General features: G+C 70.8%; 16 protein-coding genes. 13 read left to right on the plus strand and 3 right to left on the minus strand.

The features are described 5' to 3' along the window. Positions 1-114 precede the first annotated feature (114 nt). The 5 genes from ABT171_RS29255 (at position 115) to ABT171_RS29275 (ending at position 3,445) form a co-directional block, all read left to right on the plus strand. Positions 115-543, plus strand: a complete 429-nt coding sequence (locus tag ABT171_RS29255) for a DUF2690 domain-containing protein (protein WP_351248942.1) — start codon at positions 115-117, stop codon at positions 541-543. A 53-nt stretch (positions 544-596) separates the two neighbouring features. Beyond that, positions 597-1,457, plus strand: a complete 861-nt coding sequence (locus tag ABT171_RS29260; protein ID WP_351248944.1) for an ATP-grasp domain-containing protein — start codon at positions 597-599, stop codon at positions 1,455-1,457. Between the two features lie 309 nt (positions 1,458-1,766). Continuing rightward, positions 1,767-2,300 (plus strand): transglycosylase SLT domain-containing protein, encoded by a 534-nt coding sequence (locus tag ABT171_RS29265; RefSeq protein ID WP_351248946.1) that lies wholly within the window; start codon positions 1,767-1,769, stop codon positions 2,298-2,300. 90 nt (positions 2,301-2,390) lie between these two features. Further along, on the plus strand, positions 2,391-2,828 hold the full coding sequence (locus ABT171_RS29270; protein ID WP_351248948.1) for a PPOX class F420-dependent oxidoreductase: 438 nt from the start codon (positions 2,391-2,393) through the stop codon (positions 2,826-2,828). A 107-nt stretch (positions 2,829-2,935) separates the two neighbouring features. After that, positions 2,936-3,445 (plus strand): DinB family protein, encoded by a 510-nt coding sequence (locus ABT171_RS29275; protein ID WP_351248950.1) that lies wholly within the window; start codon positions 2,936-2,938, stop codon positions 3,443-3,445. Between the two features lie 30 nt (positions 3,446-3,475). Here the strand turns inward: ABT171_RS29275 and ABT171_RS29280 are convergent, their stop codons facing one another. After that, positions 3,476-4,666: a glycosyl hydrolase family 28-related protein gene (locus tag ABT171_RS29280; protein WP_351248952.1), complete on the minus strand. Its 1,191-nt coding sequence runs from the start codon at positions 4,664-4,666 to the stop codon at positions 3,476-3,478. A gap of 169 nt (positions 4,667-4,835) precedes the next feature. Here ABT171_RS29280 and ABT171_RS29285 point away from each other — a divergent pair, with 169 nt between their 5' ends. Then, entirely contained in the window at positions 4,836-5,543 is a 708-nt protein-coding gene (locus tag ABT171_RS29285) for an SGNH/GDSL hydrolase family protein (protein ID WP_351248954.1), read from the plus strand. Between the two features lie 140 nt (positions 5,544-5,683). Here ABT171_RS29285 and ABT171_RS29290 read toward each other — a convergent pair whose 3' ends face one another. Beyond that, positions 5,684-6,379, minus strand: a complete 696-nt coding sequence (locus ABT171_RS29290; protein WP_351248956.1) for a GntR family transcriptional regulator — start codon at positions 6,377-6,379, stop codon at positions 5,684-5,686. A gap of 95 nt (positions 6,380-6,474) precedes the next feature. On the opposite strand from ABT171_RS29290, the gene glyA reads away from it, so the two are divergent. The 7 genes from glyA (at position 6,475) to ABT171_RS29325 (ending at position 15,483) form a co-directional block, all read left to right on the plus strand. Beyond that, positions 6,475-7,779 carry a serine hydroxymethyltransferase gene (gene glyA, locus ABT171_RS29295; RefSeq protein ID WP_351248958.1) on the plus strand — a complete coding sequence of 435 codons (1,305 nt, stop codon included), beginning with the start codon at positions 6,475-6,477 and terminating at the stop codon, positions 7,777-7,779. Further along, the gene (locus tag ABT171_RS29300; RefSeq protein ID WP_351248960.1) at positions 7,776-8,996 is read left to right on the plus strand and encodes a sarcosine oxidase subunit beta family protein; all 1,221 of its coding nucleotides are present in this window, start codon (positions 7,776-7,778) and stop codon (positions 8,994-8,996) included. The genes glyA and ABT171_RS29300 overlap by 4 nt, the downstream gene beginning before the upstream one ends. Before the next feature lie 10 nt (positions 8,997-9,006). Next, positions 9,007-9,303 (plus strand): sarcosine oxidase subunit delta, encoded by a 297-nt coding sequence (locus ABT171_RS29305; RefSeq protein ID WP_351248962.1) that lies wholly within the window; start codon positions 9,007-9,009, stop codon positions 9,301-9,303. Further along, entirely contained in the window at positions 9,300-12,158 is a 2,859-nt protein-coding gene (locus ABT171_RS29310; protein ID WP_351248964.1) for a sarcosine oxidase subunit alpha family protein, read from the plus strand. The genes ABT171_RS29305 and ABT171_RS29310 overlap by 4 nt, the downstream gene beginning before the upstream one ends. Then, positions 12,151-12,759: a sarcosine oxidase subunit gamma gene (locus ABT171_RS29315; RefSeq protein WP_351248966.1), complete on the plus strand. Its 609-nt coding sequence runs from the start codon at positions 12,151-12,153 to the stop codon at positions 12,757-12,759. The genes ABT171_RS29310 and ABT171_RS29315 overlap by 8 nt, the downstream gene beginning before the upstream one ends. Positions 12,760-13,034: 275 nt before the next feature. Next, a complete protein-coding gene (locus ABT171_RS29320) occupies positions 13,035-13,658 on the plus strand; it encodes a lasso peptide biosynthesis B2 protein (protein WP_351248968.1) in 624 nt (207 codons plus the stop codon). Between the two features lies 1 nt (position 13,659). Further along, positions 13,660-15,483, plus strand: coding sequence for an asparagine synthase-related protein (locus ABT171_RS29325; protein WP_351248970.1), 1,824 nt, complete (start codon positions 13,660-13,662; stop codon positions 15,481-15,483). Here the strand turns inward: ABT171_RS29325 and ABT171_RS29330 are convergent. Next, a complete protein-coding gene (locus ABT171_RS29330; RefSeq protein ID WP_351248972.1) occupies positions 15,467-16,693 on the minus strand; it encodes a hypothetical protein in 1,227 nt (408 codons plus the stop codon). The genes ABT171_RS29325 and ABT171_RS29330 overlap by 17 nt on opposite strands. Between the last annotated feature and the right edge of the window lie 60 nt (positions 16,694-16,753).

Consider the following 16,753-nt stretch of genomic DNA (forward strand, 5'->3'; position numbering starts at 1 on the left):
CAAGCTGGTCCGGAAACGGGGGACGGCTCGCCCGGGGCCCGCCAAGCAGCGATGCCAGCTGCTTCCAGGGCCGGCCGGGCAGCCGCCTCGGTCTGCATCCACGACGGAGGAATCATGTTCACACCGCGCCTCGGCACCCGCGCCGCGGTCCTGGTCGCGACAACGACCCTGCTCACCGGCGTGGGGGGCGCCGTCGCCGCGACGAGCGCTGCCGCCGCCGACACGAGTGCCGCGGGGTCGTGTACGTTCGCCAACCCCAAGACGGTGAAGACGGCGAAGGTCGACTCGATCAACATCCAGCTCCGCTACAGCACCTCCACCCGCTGCGCCTGGGGCCGTATCTACAACGCGGACCCCGGCGACAAGGTCTGGGTGGACCGCTCCTCAAACCACGGCCACCAGTGGGAAGGCCCGCTGAGCCTGACCACGGTGAGGAGCGGCTCGGACACGCACACCGCTTCGCGCTACGACGGCGGCTATGTGATGCGCGCCTGTGCGTGGAACGACTCCACCCACCACATCAAGTGCACCGACTGGTACTGATCCCGCCCGGAGTACATGCCAGGTCAGGAGCGTGAGCGTGCGGAGGTCGCCCGGTGTTCCGGGCGGCCTCCGCCGGACGCTGCCCGTCCCGGCGTACCCCGACGCCGTCCGCCTCGCCGCCCAGGGCATCGGCTACCCCCTCATGGCCAAGCCGCTGTGGGACTCCACCAGCATGGGCATCGGGTTCATCCCGGACCCGGCCGCTCTCGACCGTCACCTGGCCGCGTGCCCGGCGGCGCACGCTGTCCTTGAGAAGTGCGTCAGCGGACGGCTCTGCTCGGTCGACATCGTCGGCGCCGACGGCCACTACACCGTCATGCCGCTCATCTGGACCGGCACCGCGGGAGGCCCTCCCACCTTCACGTTCGAAGACCTGCGGGCACGCCGCACCCGGCCGGGACGAGGACTTCCGGCCCACCGCACAGCGCCTCGTGGACCTCTGTACGGCCCTGGGGGTCGAAGGCTCCGTCAACGTCGACATGATCCTGATCCACGCCGACGGCGTCTACCACGTCCTGGAGATCAACCCCCGCATCGGCGGCGCCACCACCCTCTCCATCGCCGCGAGCGGACTCAACACCTTCGCCGCCCTGCTCGACATCCTCACCGGCGCCTGGCCGGCCCGGGCCGCAGCCCCGGCCGAACGCTTCCCCATCGAGTGCCTCACCGCGAACCCCACGCCCGCGCTGCTCGCCGACCTCCGCGCCCGTATCGACCTGGTCACCTGCCACGACCTGATCATCGACGGCCACAACCACGGCGGCATCCTCACCTTCACCGTGAACCCCGGCGACGAACAGCGGGTGGTCAAGGAGCTCGGCACGCTGTGCGCACGGACCGGCTTCATCCCGGAGCCCATGCTCGACAAGATCCGCCGCCTCCTGGACCCGGGCCGGGAGGGCGCCGGGCGGTGACACACCCCACGAGAGCCACATCACGTCCTATCGCGGATCGTAGTGCCGACCCGCCACAAGCAGGGCGGAAACCTGCCAGAACGGCGAAATTTAGACATTTCTCCGTAGTTGGGTAGTACGTCACATCCTTGCGCCCGCTTCCGCCCCCCGCTAACCATGTCTCTCGTTGCCGGAGCACGGGACGCACCGGGCCTACATCCCCAGGCCCGCCCGCTGTCCCCGGCAGCACGGGGCCTCGCCCCGACGCCCGACAGGCCGCGACCGAACCGGCCGGCGCCTCTACGACGTCCCCACAGGAGAGACCCCTTCATGACCGCGATCACCACCCGCCGCCTTGCCCGCCTGCGCACCCTCGCCCTGACGGGCATCGCCACCACCGGCGCCGCGACCGTTGCGCTCACCCTCATGCCGGCGTCCGCGCAGGCCGCCGAAGCGCCGCAGGCGAACGCCGCCCACAAGGTCGCGGCCCTCCCCAGCGCCAGCCACACCGACTCCAAGGGCACCCATGGCACCACCGGCACCGCGGGCAACGTCGACGGCTGGATCAAGCAGTCCCTGGCGATCATGAAGGCCAAGGGCATCCCCGGCAGCTACGAAGGCCTCAAGCGCAACATCATGCGTGAGTCCGGCGGCAACCCCAACGCCCAGAACAACTGGGACGTCAACGCGAAGCAGGGCACCCCGTCCAAGGGGCTGCTGCAGGTGATCGACCCCACCTTCAACGCCTACCACGTCGCCGGCACGGCCCACAGCGTCACCGACCCGGTGGCGAACATCACCGCTGCCGCCAACTACGCCGCGCACCGCTACGGTTCCATCGACAACGTCAACTCGGCGTACTGACGTACTGACGTACGCCATGACAGGTGCTCCGCCAACTGATCTGCTGTGGCAGGGTGGTTGCGCAGAAGAGGATCAACGGGAGGACCGGTCATGGCGGCGGAGTTGAACGAGCAGGTGCGCAGGCGGCTGGAGGAACCGAACTTCTGGTACGTGGCCACGGTGACGCCGGACGGGGCACCTCATGTCACTCCGATGTGGGTGGGACTGGAGGACGGGCTGATCGTCTTCAACACCTCGGTCGGCCGGGTCAAGGAGGAGAACCTCCGCAACGACTCCCGCGTCCATCTCTCGCACGCCGACGCCGAGAACCCCTACGACCGGGTGCAGATCTCCGGCCGCGCGGTTCGCTTCGTGGAGGGCGAGGAGGCCGGGCGTGGCATGGACCGGCTGGCCCTCAAGTACCTGGGTGTGAACGGATATCCCTGGCTCGTCGAAGGCGAGCAGCGGGTGCATGTCCTGGTCGAGCCGGAACGGGTGCGCCACATCGTCGGCGTCGAACCGTTCCGGCCGGGAGTCATCCCCTCTTGAGCGCGTAGGGCGCTCCGGCCGGCACTCCCCCCACACCCCCGGTGCCGGGCGGCCGACGGGGGCGGTGTACGTTCGACGCCCCAGCTCGTCACCGAGAGGAACCCGCCGTGACTGTCGAACGCATTGGTCCGCCCCTTTTCGGTACGGAGCGTGAGACGCTGCGGGCGTTCCTGGAGTTCCACCGGGCGACCCTGGCGATGAAGTGCGAGGGCCTGACGGAGGAGCAGCTCAAGGAGCGGTCGAGCCCGCCGTCGACCCTCTCCCTGCTCGCTCTGGTCCGCCACATGGCCGAGGTCGAACGGGCCTGGTTCCGCCGGGTGTTCGACGACAACGGCGCCCCGATGGTCTGGTCGGAGAAGGAGTTCGACTTCCAGGCCGCGTACGACACCACGGACGCGAGCGCCGAGGAGGCGTTCGCGGCGTGGGAGGCCGAGGTCGAGCACTCGCGCCGCATCGAGCGCGAGGCAGAGTCCCTGGACCTCGCCGGGCACCAGCCGCGCTGGGGCGAGGACGTGTCCCTGCGGATGGTGATGCTCCACATGATCCTGGAGTACGGTCGCCACAACGGCCACGCGGACTTCCTCCGCGAGGGAGTGGACGGCACGGTCGGCGCCTGACCCGAGCGTCCGCGACGGAACCGGGCGTCCTCATGGGTCGATGCAGGCGACGAATGTGACGAAGTCGGGCCGGGCCGTGCCGTCGGTCACCACGAACCCGCTCGCCGGATGGCTGCGGAGCAGACACGTGTCATAGCGGACGACGGAGGGCAGTGCCGTGCGCGGCTCGGTCCTGCGGTACTGGTGACGGCCGGCCAGCTGGCAGGAGTCGTAACGGATCAGTGGTCCACGCGGCCCCACGGTGTAGCGATGCGTTCGCACGTCGGCTGCGAAGCCCTTGCCGGCGTCGGCGGTGTCATCGCAGTCGTTGAAGTGCACCGTTCCGCTGTTCCACACGCAGTCGATGATCACCACGTCCGGGTTGCGCACCTCGAAGCGGACGTCCTCGGCGTGGAAGCGCTGGACGGCGTCGTAGTGCTGTGCCACGGGGAAGCGGAAGAACGTGCTGGTCCTGCCGTATTCAGGGGTGTTCCGGGGGCGCTGGCCCTCGATGACGTAGGAGCCGCCACGGCAGGTGATCGAGCCGCCGTAGGGGAACTCCAGGAAGTTGCCCCACTCGTACTCGACCTTCATGTCCGTGAACCAGTAGTTCAGGAACTGGTCCTGGTCGTTGAGGTCGGTCTGTCCGCGCCGTGAGAGGCCCGAGTAGAGAAAGGCCCGGCGGTAGCTGCCCCCGACCTGGCACGCCTCCCAGCGCATCTCGGAATTGTTGTTCGTGCCGTCCAGGGCGAGACCGTACTCCCACTCACCCGTCCACTCGCACTCCGAGAAGCGGTAGTCCTGCGCCTGCCCCGTCGAGTAGGAGAGGAAGAAGGAGGCGCCCGGGGTGGCCGAGCGGAACCGCATGCGCTCGAAGGACAGGTTGGACCAGGAGTCCTCATTGCGGCACAAGAAGGAGCCCGGTCCGGTCTTCGGGCGGAAGACGAGGGTGGTCATGCGCTTGCCCGCCCCGCGGAAACGCAGTCCGTTCGCGGGCCGCGGCGGGGCCACACCGTTCATCAGCGCATACGGCCGGCTGATGAGGAAGTCACCGGCCGGAACCTCGATCACCACACGACCGACACCGTCCCTGACCCGGGCGGCGGCGACGGCATAGGCGAGCTCGAAGGCCCCGGTGTCGTCGGTCCGCCCGTCGCCCACAGCGCCCAGGTCGGCCACGTTGATGGTCGACGGCCGTACGGAGGCCGTACTGGAGTCGTCTGCGCCCGATTCCCTCAGCATCCCGGTCGGCTCACTCCCCACGGCACTCCAAAATCACCTCAACAGCGCATCATCCGAACATATCAAAACAAAGGTGCGCTTCATGGCGCTGACGGGGCGGCTGCACGGTGGTACCCCGATCGGACCTATCGCACGGGAGACCCTTCTGCTCGCGCCTTACCCTCGGGCCATGGCGACATCTTCGCGTGCGCGGCGTTCGGCCGGGCTGATACGGCAGCCCGGACGCACGCTGGTCGTCGTGCTGATGGCCGTGCTGGCATGTCTGCCCAGCGCCCCCGCCAGAGCCGGGAGCACCGCGGTCAACGCCACCACGTCGGGCCCGCGGCTGTTCGTCCTGGGTGACAGCATCGCCGGCGGCAGTGACCAGGGCGGCAACGGACGGCACGGCTGGCCCGCGCTGGTCGCCGCCCGGCTGGGGTTGACGCTGACCCTCGACGGGGAGGGCGGCACGGGCTACACCACCGCCGGCACGCGGCCGGGCCGGCGGGCCTACCCCCAACGGGTGGACGCCGCCGTCGCGACGGCACCCGACGTGGTGATCGTCGAAGGCTCCCGCAACGACGTCGATCCGACCCGGACCAGGGCCGCGGCGGTGGACACCCTCCGTCGGCTGCACGCGCGCCTGCCCCATGCGCGGATCCTGGTCATCGGGCCCGTCTACTCCGACCCGCAGCCGGTCGGCTCGCGACCGGTCGACGATGCCGTCGCGGCCGCGGCGGACGAGCTGCCCCTGCCCTATGTGTCCGCGGTGCGGCGTGCGTGGTTCACCGGATCCGCCCACCGGTTCATCGGCAGCGACGGCGTCCATCCCACCGACGCGGGACACGCCTACCTGGCCGACCGGATCACCCCCGAACTGTCCCGGCTGTTGGGGTAGCGCCGGTATCCGCATGCGGTCGGCCGACTGAATCGAGCAGCCCGTGTTCTTCCGGCGTGAGCCGGAGCGCGCCGGCTGCCAGAACGTGGTGGCTCTGGAGTATGCGCAGGTGACAAGCGTGACGGGATGGGGGCGATATGTCAGATGGCGTCCCGGATGGCCTGTTCGAAGCCTTCGACGTGGCTACGGGCGAGCTGTGCCGCCCTGGCGGAGTCACCGGTGACGATCGCCTCGATCAGCGGTCCGTGTTCCTCGATGTGGCCGGCCATGTCGGACAGCCGGTCGACGAACAGACACCAGATGCGGGTGGCCAGGTTGTCGTGGCGGACGAGGGTGTCCTCCAGGTAGGGGTTGTGCGTGGCGGCGTAGATGGCGCGATGGACCTGGAGGTCGAGGCGCATGAGTGCGGCGGCGTCGCGCCCGCGGGAGTCCGGGCCCGCCAGCTCCCGCCGTAGAGCGGTCAGGTTCGCGCGGTCCGTGGCCGTGGCGCGCCGCGCGGCCTGCGCGGCGGCCAGCGGCTCCAGCTCCCGGCGCACCTCGGAGATGTGGGCCAGGTCGGTGATGTTGACGTCGGTGGCGAAGGTGCCGCGTCGGGGGTACGCCGTGATGAGGCGCTCGTACTGGAGCCGCTTGAGCGCCTCGCGCACCGGCGTCCGTCCGACGCCGAGGGACTGGCCGAGCTGCTCCTCGTTGACCGGCGCGCCCGGGCGGATCTCCAGCATGACGAGCCGGTCACGGATGGCCCGGTAGGCGCGTTCGGCGAGGGACAGCTCCTCACTCCCGGGCTCTGCGCTCCCTGGCTCCCTGCTCCTGGAATCGGCCGCCACCTGCTGCATGGATGTCCCCTTGACCTGTCCGGCGCGCTCCCATACCTTACCGCAGAGGCTGATATATCAGTTGCCCATTAGTTGGCTGTCAGGATGGTGCACAGATGGCAACGAACCCGTCGTCCACCCCGCCCGCCTCCCTCCTCTCCCTCCCGCTCAGCGAACTCGACCCGGACGTCGCCACCGCCGTCGACGCCGAACTGCACCGCCAGCAGTCCACGCTGGAGATGATCGCCTCCGAGAACTTCGCCCCGGCCGCCGTGCTGGAGGCCCAGGGCTCGGTGCTGACCAACAAGTACGCCGAGGGCTACCCGGGCCGCCGCTACTACGGCGGATGCGAACACGTCGACACCATCGAGCAGTTGGCCATCGCCCGGGTGAAGGAACTGTTCGGCGCCGAGGCCGCGAACGTACAGCCGCACTCGGGCGCCCAGGCCAACGCGGCCGCGATGTTCGCGCTGCTCCAGCCCGGCGACACGATCCTCGGCCTCGACCTGGCGCACGGCGGCCACCTGACCCACGGCATGCGCGTCAACTACTCCGGCAAGCTGTACCACGTCGTGCCCTACCACGTGCGCGAGTCCGACCTGCGCATCGACATGGACGAGGTCGAGCAGCTCGCGCTCGCCCACCGGCCCAGGATGATCATCGCGGGCTGGTCGGCCTACCCCCGCCGGCTGGACTTCGCCGCGTTCCGGCGCATCGCCGACGCGGTGGGCGCGTACCTGATGGTGGACATGGCGCACTTCGCCGGCCTGGTGGCCGCGGGCCTGCACCCGAGCCCGGTGCCGCACGCCGACGTCGTCACGACCACCACGCACAAGACCCTCGGCGGCCCGCGCGGCGGTGTGATCCTCAGCCGTGCCGACCTGGCCAAGAAGATCAACTCCGCGGTCTTCCCGGGCCAGCAGGGCGGCCCGCTGGAGCACGTCATCGCGGCGAAGGCGGTGGCCTTCAAGGTGGCGGCGGGGGAGGAGTTCAAGGAGCGGCAGCAACGCACCCTGGCCGGCGCCCGCATCCTCGCCGGACGGCTGCTGGCCGACGACGTGGCCGAGGCCGGGATCACGGTGCTGACCGGCGGCACCGAAGTCCACCTCGTCCTCGTCGACCTGCGCGGCTCCGCGCTCGACGGCCGGCAGGCCGAGGACCGGCTGCACCGCATCGGCATCACCGTCAACCGCAACGCGGTGCCCTTCGACCCACGTCCGCCCATGGTGTCGTCGGGACTGCGGATCGGTACCCCCGCCCTGGCCACCCGCGGCTTCGGCGAGCCGGAGTTCCGGGAGGTCGCCGACATCATCGCCGAGGCACTGAAGGGCGGACAGCCCGACGACGAACTGCGCGCCCGGGTCGGGAAGCTCGCCGCCGCCTTCCCCCTCTACCCCCACCTGAACGGAGACGCGGCATGACCGCCGAGCCGCTCCCGGAACACCCGGACTTCCTCTGGCGCAACCCCGAGCCGCGCTCCTCGTACGACGTCGTCATCATCGGCGCGGGCGGCCACGGCCTGGCCACCGCCTACTACCTCGCGAAGAACCACGGCATCACCGACGTCGCCGTCCTGGAGAAGGGCTGGATCGCCGGCGGCAACATGGCCCGCAACACCACCATCATCCGCTCCAACTACCTCTGGGACGAGAGCGCGGCGATCTACGAGCACGCGCTCAAGCTGTGGGAGGGACTCCCGGAGGAGCTGGACTACGACTTCCTGTTCAGCCAGCGCGGTGTCCTCAACCTCGCGCACACCCTCCAGGACGTCCGCGAGGGCGTGCGCCGCGTGGGCGCCAACCGCCTCAACGGAGTCGACGCCGAGTGGCTGGAGCCGGACGAGGTCGCCGAAATCTGCCCCATCCTCAACGTCTCGTCCCGCACCCGGTACCCGGTCCTCGGCGCCACCTTCCAGCCGCGGGCCGGCATCGCCAAGCACGACCACGTCGCCTGGGCGCTGGCCCGCCGGGCCGACGAACTGGGCGTGGACCTGATCCAGGGCTGTGAGGTCACCGGCTTCCTCAAGGACGGCGACCGGGTCGTCGGCGTCACCACCGACCGCGGCCGCATCCTCGCCGGCCGGGTCGGCCTGGCGGCGGCCGGGCACAGCAGCGTGCTGGCCGAGCGCGCCGGCTTCCGCCTGCCGATGCAGTCCCATCCGCTGCAGGCGCTGGTCTCCGAGCTGCACGAGCCGGTCCACCCGACGGTGGTCATGTCCAACCACGTACATGTCTATGTGTCCCAGGCGCACAAGGGCGAACTCGTGATGGGCGCGGGCGTCGACTCGTACAACGGCTACGGTCAGCGTGGTTCCTTCCATGTGATCGAGCAGCAGATGGCCGCCGCCGTGGAGCTGTTCCCCGTCTTCGCGCGGGCGCATGTGCTGCGGACCTGGGGCGGCATCGTCGACGTCACCCCGGACGCCTCCCCGGTCATCGGCACCACTCCCGTCGAGAACCTGTACGTCAACTGCGGCTGGGGCACAGGTGGGTTCAAGGCCACCCCGGCCGCCGGCTGGACCTTCGCGCACACCATCGCCACGGGCGCACCGCACCCGCTGAACGCGCCCTTCGCCCTCGACCGTTTCGCGACGGGCGCCCTGATCGACGAACACGGCGCGGCAGCCGTGGCCCACTGAGGAGGACAACGTGCTGCTGATCAGCTGCCCGTGGTGCGGGCCCCGTGACGAGACCGAGTACCACTACGGGGGACAGGCGCACGTCCCCCACCCCGACAACCCCGCGGACCTCACCGACGAGCAGTGGGCCGAGTACGTCTTCTACCGCGACAACCCCAAGGGCCCCTTCGCGGAGCGCTGGGTGCACAGCACCGGCTGCCGCCGCTGGTTCAACGTCCTGCGCGACACCGCCAGCCACGAGGTGCTCGCCGTCTACCGGCTCGACGAGCCCCGCCCGGAACCGCCCCAGGCCGGAGGAACCCGATGACCCACCAGCAGTACAGGCTCCGGCGAGGAGGCCGCATCGACCGCGGCACGCAGCTGCGCTTCACCGTCGACGGACGGGAGCTGACCGGCCACCCCGGAGACACCGTCGCCTCGGCCATGCTGGCGAACGGCATCATCCACGTGGCCCCGTCGCTCTACCGCGGCCGTCCGCGCGGCATCGTCGCCGGGGGCGTCGAGGAGCCCAACGCCCTGCTGCAGCTCGACGGCCCGTGCTCCGAGGGCATGCTCCCGGCGACGACCGTGGAGCTGTACGACGGCCTGTCCGCCACCACTCTGTCCGGCATGGGCCGGCTCGACCCGGCCCCCGACCCCGCCGTCTACGACAAGAAGTACGCCCACACCGACGTCCTGGTCGTCGGCGCCGGACCGGCCGGTCTCGCGGCCGCCGCGACCGCCGCCGGCTCCGGCGCCCGCGTGATCCTCGTCGACGACCAGTCCGAGCCGGGCGGTTCGCTGCTCTCGGGCACGCGGGCCGACCTCGACCGGGTCGCCGGGTTCCGCGCGGTGCTCGACGCCGCTCCCGAGGCCGTCGTACTGCAACGCACCACGGCCTTCGGGTCGTACGACGACAACTACGTGCTGGCCCTCCAGCGGCGCACCGACCACCTCGGATCCGCTGCCCCCGAGGGCGTCTCACGCCAGCGCCTGTGGCACATGCGCGCCCGCCAGGTCGTCCTGGCGACCGGCGCGCACGAGCGTCCGCTGGTCTTCGCCGGCAACGACCGCCCCGGGGTGATGCTCGCCGCGGCCGTACGCTCCTACCTCAACCGGTACGCCGTCGCGCCCGGTTCGCGGGCCGTGGTCAGCACGACCAACGACAGCGCCTACGACACCGTCGCGGACCTGCACGCCGCGGGCATCGAGATCGCCGCCGTCGTGGACGCCCGCCCCGGGCTGTCCCGCCGCGCCGCCGAGGTCGGCACGGCGACCGGCGTACGGGTGCTGACCGGCAGCGCGGTGGTCGGCACCGCGGGCGACGCCAGGCTCACCGGTGTGGCCGTGCAGGGTCTGGACGCCGACGGTCAACTCACCGGCAGCGCCGAGTCGTTCGACTGCGACCTGCTCGCCGTCTCGGGCGGATGGAGTCCGGTGGTGCACCTGCACAGCCAGCGCCGGGGCCGGCTGCGCTGGGACGAGGACCTGGTCGCCTTCGTCCCCGACGGCGCCGTGCGGCACCAGCACGTCGTCGGTGCGGCCCGCGGGACGTACGACCTCGAAGGCTGCCTCGCCGAAGGGGTGCGGGCCGGTGCGCGGGCGGCGACGGACGCCGGCTTCCCGGTCGCCGTACCGCCACCCGGCGATGCCCGGCCCGCAGGCCCGGTGCGCCCCCTGTGGCTGGTCCCCGCACCGGACGGCGAACCCCGCACCTGGGACACCCACTTCGTCGACCTCCAGCGCGATGTCACCGTCGCCGACGTCCGGCGCTCCACCGGCGCCGGCATGCGCGGCGTCGAACACGTCAAGCGCTACACCTCTCTCGGGACGGCGAACGACCAGGGCAAGACGTCCGGCGTCAACGCGATCGGTGTGATCGCCGAGGCCCTCGGGGGGTCACCGGGAGAGATCGGCACCACGGCCTACCGGGCGCCGTACACACCGGTGGCCTTCGCCGCCCTGGCCGGGCGGGAGCGCGGTGAGCTGTTCGCACCCGAGCGCACCACGTCCGTCCACCGCTGGCACGTCGCGCACGGCGCGGTGTTCGAGGACGTCGGGCAGTGGAAGCGCCCCCGGTACTACCCCCGGCCCGGTGAGGACATGGACACCGCCGTGGCCCGCGAGTGCCGGGCCGCCCGTGAGGGCGTGGCGTTCATGGACGCCTCCACCCTCGGCAAGATCGAGATCTGGGGCACGGGCGCGGGCGAGTTCCTGAACCGCGTCTACACCAACGCCTTCAAGAAGCTCAAGCCCGGCACGGCCCGCTACGGCGTGATGTGCAAGCCCGACGGCATGATCTTCGACGACGGCGTGACCCTCCGCCTCGACGACAACCGCTACTTCATGACCACCACGACCGGCGGCGCCGCCGCGGTCCTGGACTGGCTGGAGGAGTGGCTGCAGACCGAGTGGCCCGAACTCGACGTGCACTGCACCTCGGTGACCGAACAGTGGGCGACGATCGCCGTCGTGGGCCCGCGGTCGCGCCAGGTCGTGGCCCGCCTCGCCCCGGACCTCGACCTGTCGGCGGAGGCCTTCCCCTTCATGGCCTTCCGCGAGACCACCCTGGCCTCCGGCATCCCGGCCCGCGTCTGCCGGATCTCCTTCTCCGGCGAACTCGCCTACGAGATCAACGTCTCGGCGTGGTACGGCCTGGCTGTCTGGACGCAGGTGTACGAGGCCGGTCAGCCGTACGGCATCACCCCCTACGGCACCGAGACCATGCACGTCCTGCGCGCCGAGAAGGGCTACATCATCGTCGGCCAGGACACCGACGGCACCGTCACCCCGCAGGACGCCGGCATGTCCTGGGCGGTCTCGAAGCAGAAGGACTTCATCGGCAAGCGGTCCCACGCCCGCGCCGACACCCGCCGCACCGACCGCAGGCAACTGGTCGGCCTGCTGCCGAGCGACCGCACGACCCGGCTGCCCGAGGGCACCCAACTGGTGGCCCCGGACGTGCCCGTCACCCCCGGGGCCGGGCCGGTGCCGATGCTCGGGCACGTCACCTCCAGCTACCACAGCCAGGCCCTCGGCCGCCCCTTCGCCCTCGCCCTCGTCGCCGACGGACGGGCAAGGATCGGCGAGACCCTGCTCGCTCCGGTGGGGGAGCAGCTCGTGCCCGTCGAGGTGACCGACTCCGTCCTCTACGACCCCGAAGGGACCAGGCGCGATGGCTGAGCCGACGATCGACGCGCGGGTGAGCCCGCTGGCACACCTGGCGCAGCGGATGCGCGCCGCCACCGTCACCGGCGCCCGCGGCGTCGCGCTGACCGAGCGGCCGTTCGTCACCATGGTCAACCTGCGCGTCGACCCCGCCTCCGAAGCGGCCGCCCGCATCGAGAAGACCCTGAACACGCCGCTCCCTCGCCAGTGCGGCCGTACCACCGCATCCGGCCCCCACACGGTCGTCTGGCTCGGCCCCGACGAATGGCTCGTGCTGTCCCGGACGGAAGCCACCGCTGTGACCGCCGGGTTGCGCGAGGCGCTCGCCGAATCCCCGGGCTCGGTGGTGGACGTCTCCGCGAACCGCACCACGCTGGAACTGAGCGGCCCGGCCGCCCGGCAGGTGCTGGAGAAGGGCTGCCCGCTGGACCTGCATCCCCGGGTCTTCGGACCGGGCCGGGCGGTGTCGACCACGGTGGGCCCCGTCGCGGTACTGCTCTGGCAGACCGACGACCGGCCGACGTACCGGCTGTTCCCGCGCTCCTCGTTCGCCGACTACCTGGCACGCTGGCTCATCGACGCGATGGGCGAGTACCGCCGCCCGGAGGTGCCCTGACGGCGCGGAGCGCCTGGACCCGAACAACCCGTGCGCCGGGCCGCTCCACCAGTGGCCCGGTTGCGGGCCATTCGTGGAGGCGTAGCCTGGAGCTGATCGGTCCTGCCCGATTCTGGAGGTAGGCGATGTTTCTCCGATTGCTGCGGCGCCGCATGCCGCGTCAGCTGGTCCTGCTCGGCAACGGCCGCCTGATCCGGGGTTTCAGCGGCGGACTCTACGACGGCCACGGATACCAGTCCTGACACCGTCCGTGGCGGAACCCTGGAGGATGTGCGGTGGCAGAGGACACCGATGCCCTGGAAGCCATGGCCAGGATCCTGTCACCGCACTGCCGTGTCACCCGGATGTCCGACGGGGCACTGATCGCCGACTGGAAGCGGACGCGTTTTCTCGGGATGGCGGCGTCGGACGTCCAGAAGTTCGCTGAGGGAACCCCTCAGGAACGCGCCGAACTCGTCACCGTTCTCGCCCGCGCCCGCTGCGCGCCCGGCCGCCGCAAGAGGCACACGGACGCCGCCGTCGGGCCCTGGCTGCGAGGAGTGCACCTGCTGATCCGGACCGTGGGATTCGGGCGCGTCCTCCGGCTGCTGTCCTTGGCGGCCCCGGGCTACGCCCGCGCCGACCTCCCCTCCGCCAAGGAGGTCCTACGGCTGAAGCGAGCGGTGCAGACCCACAGCCGCCGCAGCTGGTTCGTCAACGGTGACTGCAAGTCCGAGGCCGTGACGGCCTTCGTCCTGCTGCGGCGGCGCGGTCTGCAGGCCGTACTCCACGTCGGAGTGCGCGAACACCCCTTCGCCCTGCACGCCTGGACCGCCTCGGCCGGCCTGTGCGTTCCCGACGCCGATCCGCGCGGGCACGCCTTCACCCCCGTGCTCTCGATCGGCTGCGGGGGACAGTGACATGGATGCCGATGCGCTCCGCCTTGAGTGGGCCGGCGGCGCACCGAGGCTGCGCACCGCCGACGCCATGGCGCGTCAGGGACTCGTGACGACGGTCTCCTCGCCGGTCGGCACCGCGGCCGTCGTCGGCTGGGTCGGCTCGGCCCGCGACCGGGCGGCGGGCGCCCACGGCCTCCTCGACACCTTCGGCCGGCCGGGAGCCATCCCGCCGCTGCCGCCCGGCGACTACGCGGCCGTTCTCGTCTGCCACCACCGCGTCCTCCTGATACGCGACCAGCAGGCACGCATCCCGCTGTTCTTCAGGGCGTCCCACGGCCGCGTGAACGCCGTGAGCACCTCCGCCCGCAGCCTGGGCAGCGCCACAGAGCTGGAACCCCGCTACTTCTGCCGGTACCTCACCGGGAACACGGCCCAACCGCACACGCACCTCACCCCGTTCACCGGGGTACACCGCGTCCTCGGTGGAGAGGTGGTGGAGCTCTCCCCGACCGGGCACCTGCGCAGTCGTACACGCCAACCCGCCCCCCGGGTCACCGCCCCGCCCACGCCGACGGCCGACGGTCCGCACCTCGCCGAGGCCGCGCGGGAGGTGCGCCTGGCACTTGAGAACGCCGTCGGACGCCGTATGGGCACGATGACGGCATGCCACGTCTCGGGCGGCACCGACTCCACCAGCGTCGCGCTGCTCGCCGCACGGCTGCTGGCCGAGGGGCGGGGCGGCCCCGGGGACCTCGTCCTGCTCGCCGGACGCTTTTCGCGCGGAGAGCTGGCCGCGGAGCGGCCGTACCTCGACATCGCGCTGGAGGAGATCCGGCGGCACATACCCGCGGCCCGCCCGGTCGTCGTCGATGCCGACGACGTGGCCGACTTCGACGACTTCCCGCACCACGCGGGCGACGCGGACGAGCCGCACGCGCACGCCTTCCGCGCCCCGTTCTGGAGCAGACTCCACGGCGAGGCCGCGGAGCTGGGCTGCGACACCCTCCTGACCGGCTGCGGAGCCGATCCCCTCGCCGACGCCAACCCGTTCCACCTGCACAGGCTCGCCCGCACGGGGCGGCTGCGGCAGATGACCCAGCAGGCACGTGCCTGGGCCGAGGGGAGCGAGCGGGGCCTGCGGGACGTCGTCTACGCCTACGTGGTCCAGCCGGCCCTTCCCCTCATGTCCGAACGGTTCACCGCACTGCTCCGCGGCGGAACGGTCCTCGGCGGCCTCGGCACCTTCAACCGCCCCCGATGGCTGCGGCCCGGATTCGCGCGGGCTCACGGATACCGGGAAGCCGTCATCGAGGAGAGCCACTTCGTGTTCGGGCGCAGACCGGAACAGTCGCTGTACGACGCCGCCACCTACATGGCCGCGCCCGACCCGCTGTCCTGGCATCGCGCGCGGCAGGACGGGTTCTTCCTCTCGCACCCCTTCCTCGACCCGGAGGTCGTCGCCACGATGAGCCGCCTCCCCGCCGCAGCCGCCTTCCGGCCGGGCCGTCCGAAGGCTGTGCTCCGCGAGGCCATGGCAGACCTGCTCCCCGCCCCGATCCGCGGCCGGTCGGTCAAGGTCCCCTTCAACGACCTCTACGCCCGCGGCCTGCGGACCCACGGCGACGAACTCATCGCCCTGTGCCGCTCCGCCCGGCATCCGCTGATCGCCGAGATGTTCGACGTCGAAACGCTGTGCCGGGCCGTGCGGGAGGCGCAGCTGGGCATAGGGGACTCGTACGCCTGGGACCGGATGAACAGCTCACTCGCGCTGGTGGCCTGGCTGGAGCGACTGGACCGGCACACCGGCGCGCCGGGCGCGGCGCTCCCCGTCAGTGCTGGCTCTTGATGTCCCACAGGTTGCGCACGTAGGGGCCCGTGACGAGGTCGATGAGGCCGTACCGGCTCGCCACCTCACGTTGCTCCGAAGGGCTGGGCACGCGGCTCTCCTCACCCTCGCGCGCGATGGACGACGCCACCGTCACTCCGTGCGGGCCGAACCTCCAGTCGACGGTGACGAAACGCGCATCCCTGGTGTGCTCGTCGACCGCGTTGTTCTCGTGCACCCTGGCACGGTAGACAATGAAGTCGGAGTCCCTGTCCTTCGCCTGTTGTTTCTTCACCCATTCGGGCACCCCTTTCCCGCCCCAGGATTTCGTCAGATAATTGAGGGGTGGCTGCATCACGAGCCGGTCCTTGCGCGCTAGGCTCGCAGTAGCGTAGAGAGTCACCTGATCATATGGAGTTTTGATGGGCAGCTCCACCACCAGTTGCGTGGCGAAGGTGTCGCTCGACTCGATCCACTGTCCATAGGGCATCCATGGTTGTGCCGTCAGCAAATCGCCAGGCTGGTGTACCTCCCTGCGGGAGAGCGGGTTCACTTCCGGGAGTCTGGACCACTGATCGGCGTCGGCTCGCCACTGCTGGCGGAGGCGGTCCTTGGGGCTGAGCGCCACTCTTTGCGCCATCGCGTGGAATTCGGAGCCGAGCACATAGAAACTCCTCTCGCCCAGGTTCTGCAGGGTGATGTCGACCGGTACGGCGAACGCCTTGCGGTCCGTGCTCAGCACCGCCTTCCCCACGGACAACGTGATGATGGGCCTGGTTTCCCGCTCGTACGGCTGATAGAGGCTCTGGTAGCCGAAGTTGGCGACGGCGATGAGCGAGGGAACGATCACCGCGACGGCCACTCGCTTGGGCGCGGGAACCGTGACCGACGTCCGCCACACGGCGAAGACAGCCCATGCCGAACCCGCCGTGAGTGCGCCGAACAGCGCCTTGTAGACCGTGGAATCGCCGTCCTTCCACGTCTCGGTCAAGATCATGGCGTTGGTCAGCAAGGCCGTGAACGTGGCGATCAGTGCGACCAGGCCGGAGTAGGGGAAACAGTGCTGGACCCAGTGGTCCAGGACGGCGACGGCGCCCACCAGCGTGGTGAACGAGACCGCGAGGAGAACGGCACCGGTGACCCGGCCGGGGAACGTCAGCGCATGGAGGAAGTCCTCCCGGCCGAACCGAGCCTGCAGCCACGTGGTGATGAGGAGGACCAGCTCGATCACTCCCAGGGACACCCGTGACCGCCAGTTCCTCAGCGAGGGCCGTACCGCTTTCGGGCGCAA

This window comes from Streptomyces sp. NPDC001851, assembly GCF_040297165.1.
GTDB lineage: Bacteria > Actinomycetota > Actinomycetes > Streptomycetales > Streptomycetaceae > Streptomyces.

Bases quoted from the DNA above. Each gene is read 5' to 3' on its own strand.
- ABT171_RS29255 (WP_351248942.1), top strand. From the start codon at position 115: ATGTTCACACCGCGCCTCGGCACCCGCGCCGCGGTCCTGGTCGCGACA.
- ABT171_RS29265 (WP_351248946.1), top strand. From the start codon at position 1,767: ATGACCGCGATCACCACCCGCCGCCTTGCCCGCCTGCGCACCCTCGCC.
- ABT171_RS29270 (WP_351248948.1), top strand. From the start codon at position 2,391: ATGGCGGCGGAGTTGAACGAGCAGGTGCGCAGGCGGCTGGAGGAACCG.
- ABT171_RS29280 (WP_351248952.1), bottom strand. From the start codon at position 4,666: ATGCTGAGGGAATCGGGCGCAGACGACTCCAGTACGGCCTCCGTACGG.
- ABT171_RS29285 (WP_351248954.1), top strand. From the start codon at position 4,836: ATGGCGACATCTTCGCGTGCGCGGCGTTCGGCCGGGCTGATACGGCAG.
- ABT171_RS29290 (WP_351248956.1), bottom strand. From the start codon at position 6,379: ATGCAGCAGGTGGCGGCCGATTCCAGGAGCAGGGAGCCAGGGAGCGCA.
- glyA (WP_351248958.1), top strand. From the start codon at position 6,475: ATGGCAACGAACCCGTCGTCCACCCCGCCCGCCTCCCTCCTCTCCCTC.
- ABT171_RS29300 (WP_351248960.1), top strand. From the start codon at position 7,776: ATGACCGCCGAGCCGCTCCCGGAACACCCGGACTTCCTCTGGCGCAAC.
- ABT171_RS29310 (WP_351248964.1), top strand. From the start codon at position 9,300: ATGACCCACCAGCAGTACAGGCTCCGGCGAGGAGGCCGCATCGACCGC.
- ABT171_RS29315 (WP_351248966.1), top strand. From the start codon at position 12,151: ATGGCTGAGCCGACGATCGACGCGCGGGTGAGCCCGCTGGCACACCTG.
- ABT171_RS29325 (WP_351248970.1), top strand. From the start codon at position 13,660: ATGGATGCCGATGCGCTCCGCCTTGAGTGGGCCGGCGGCGCACCGAGG.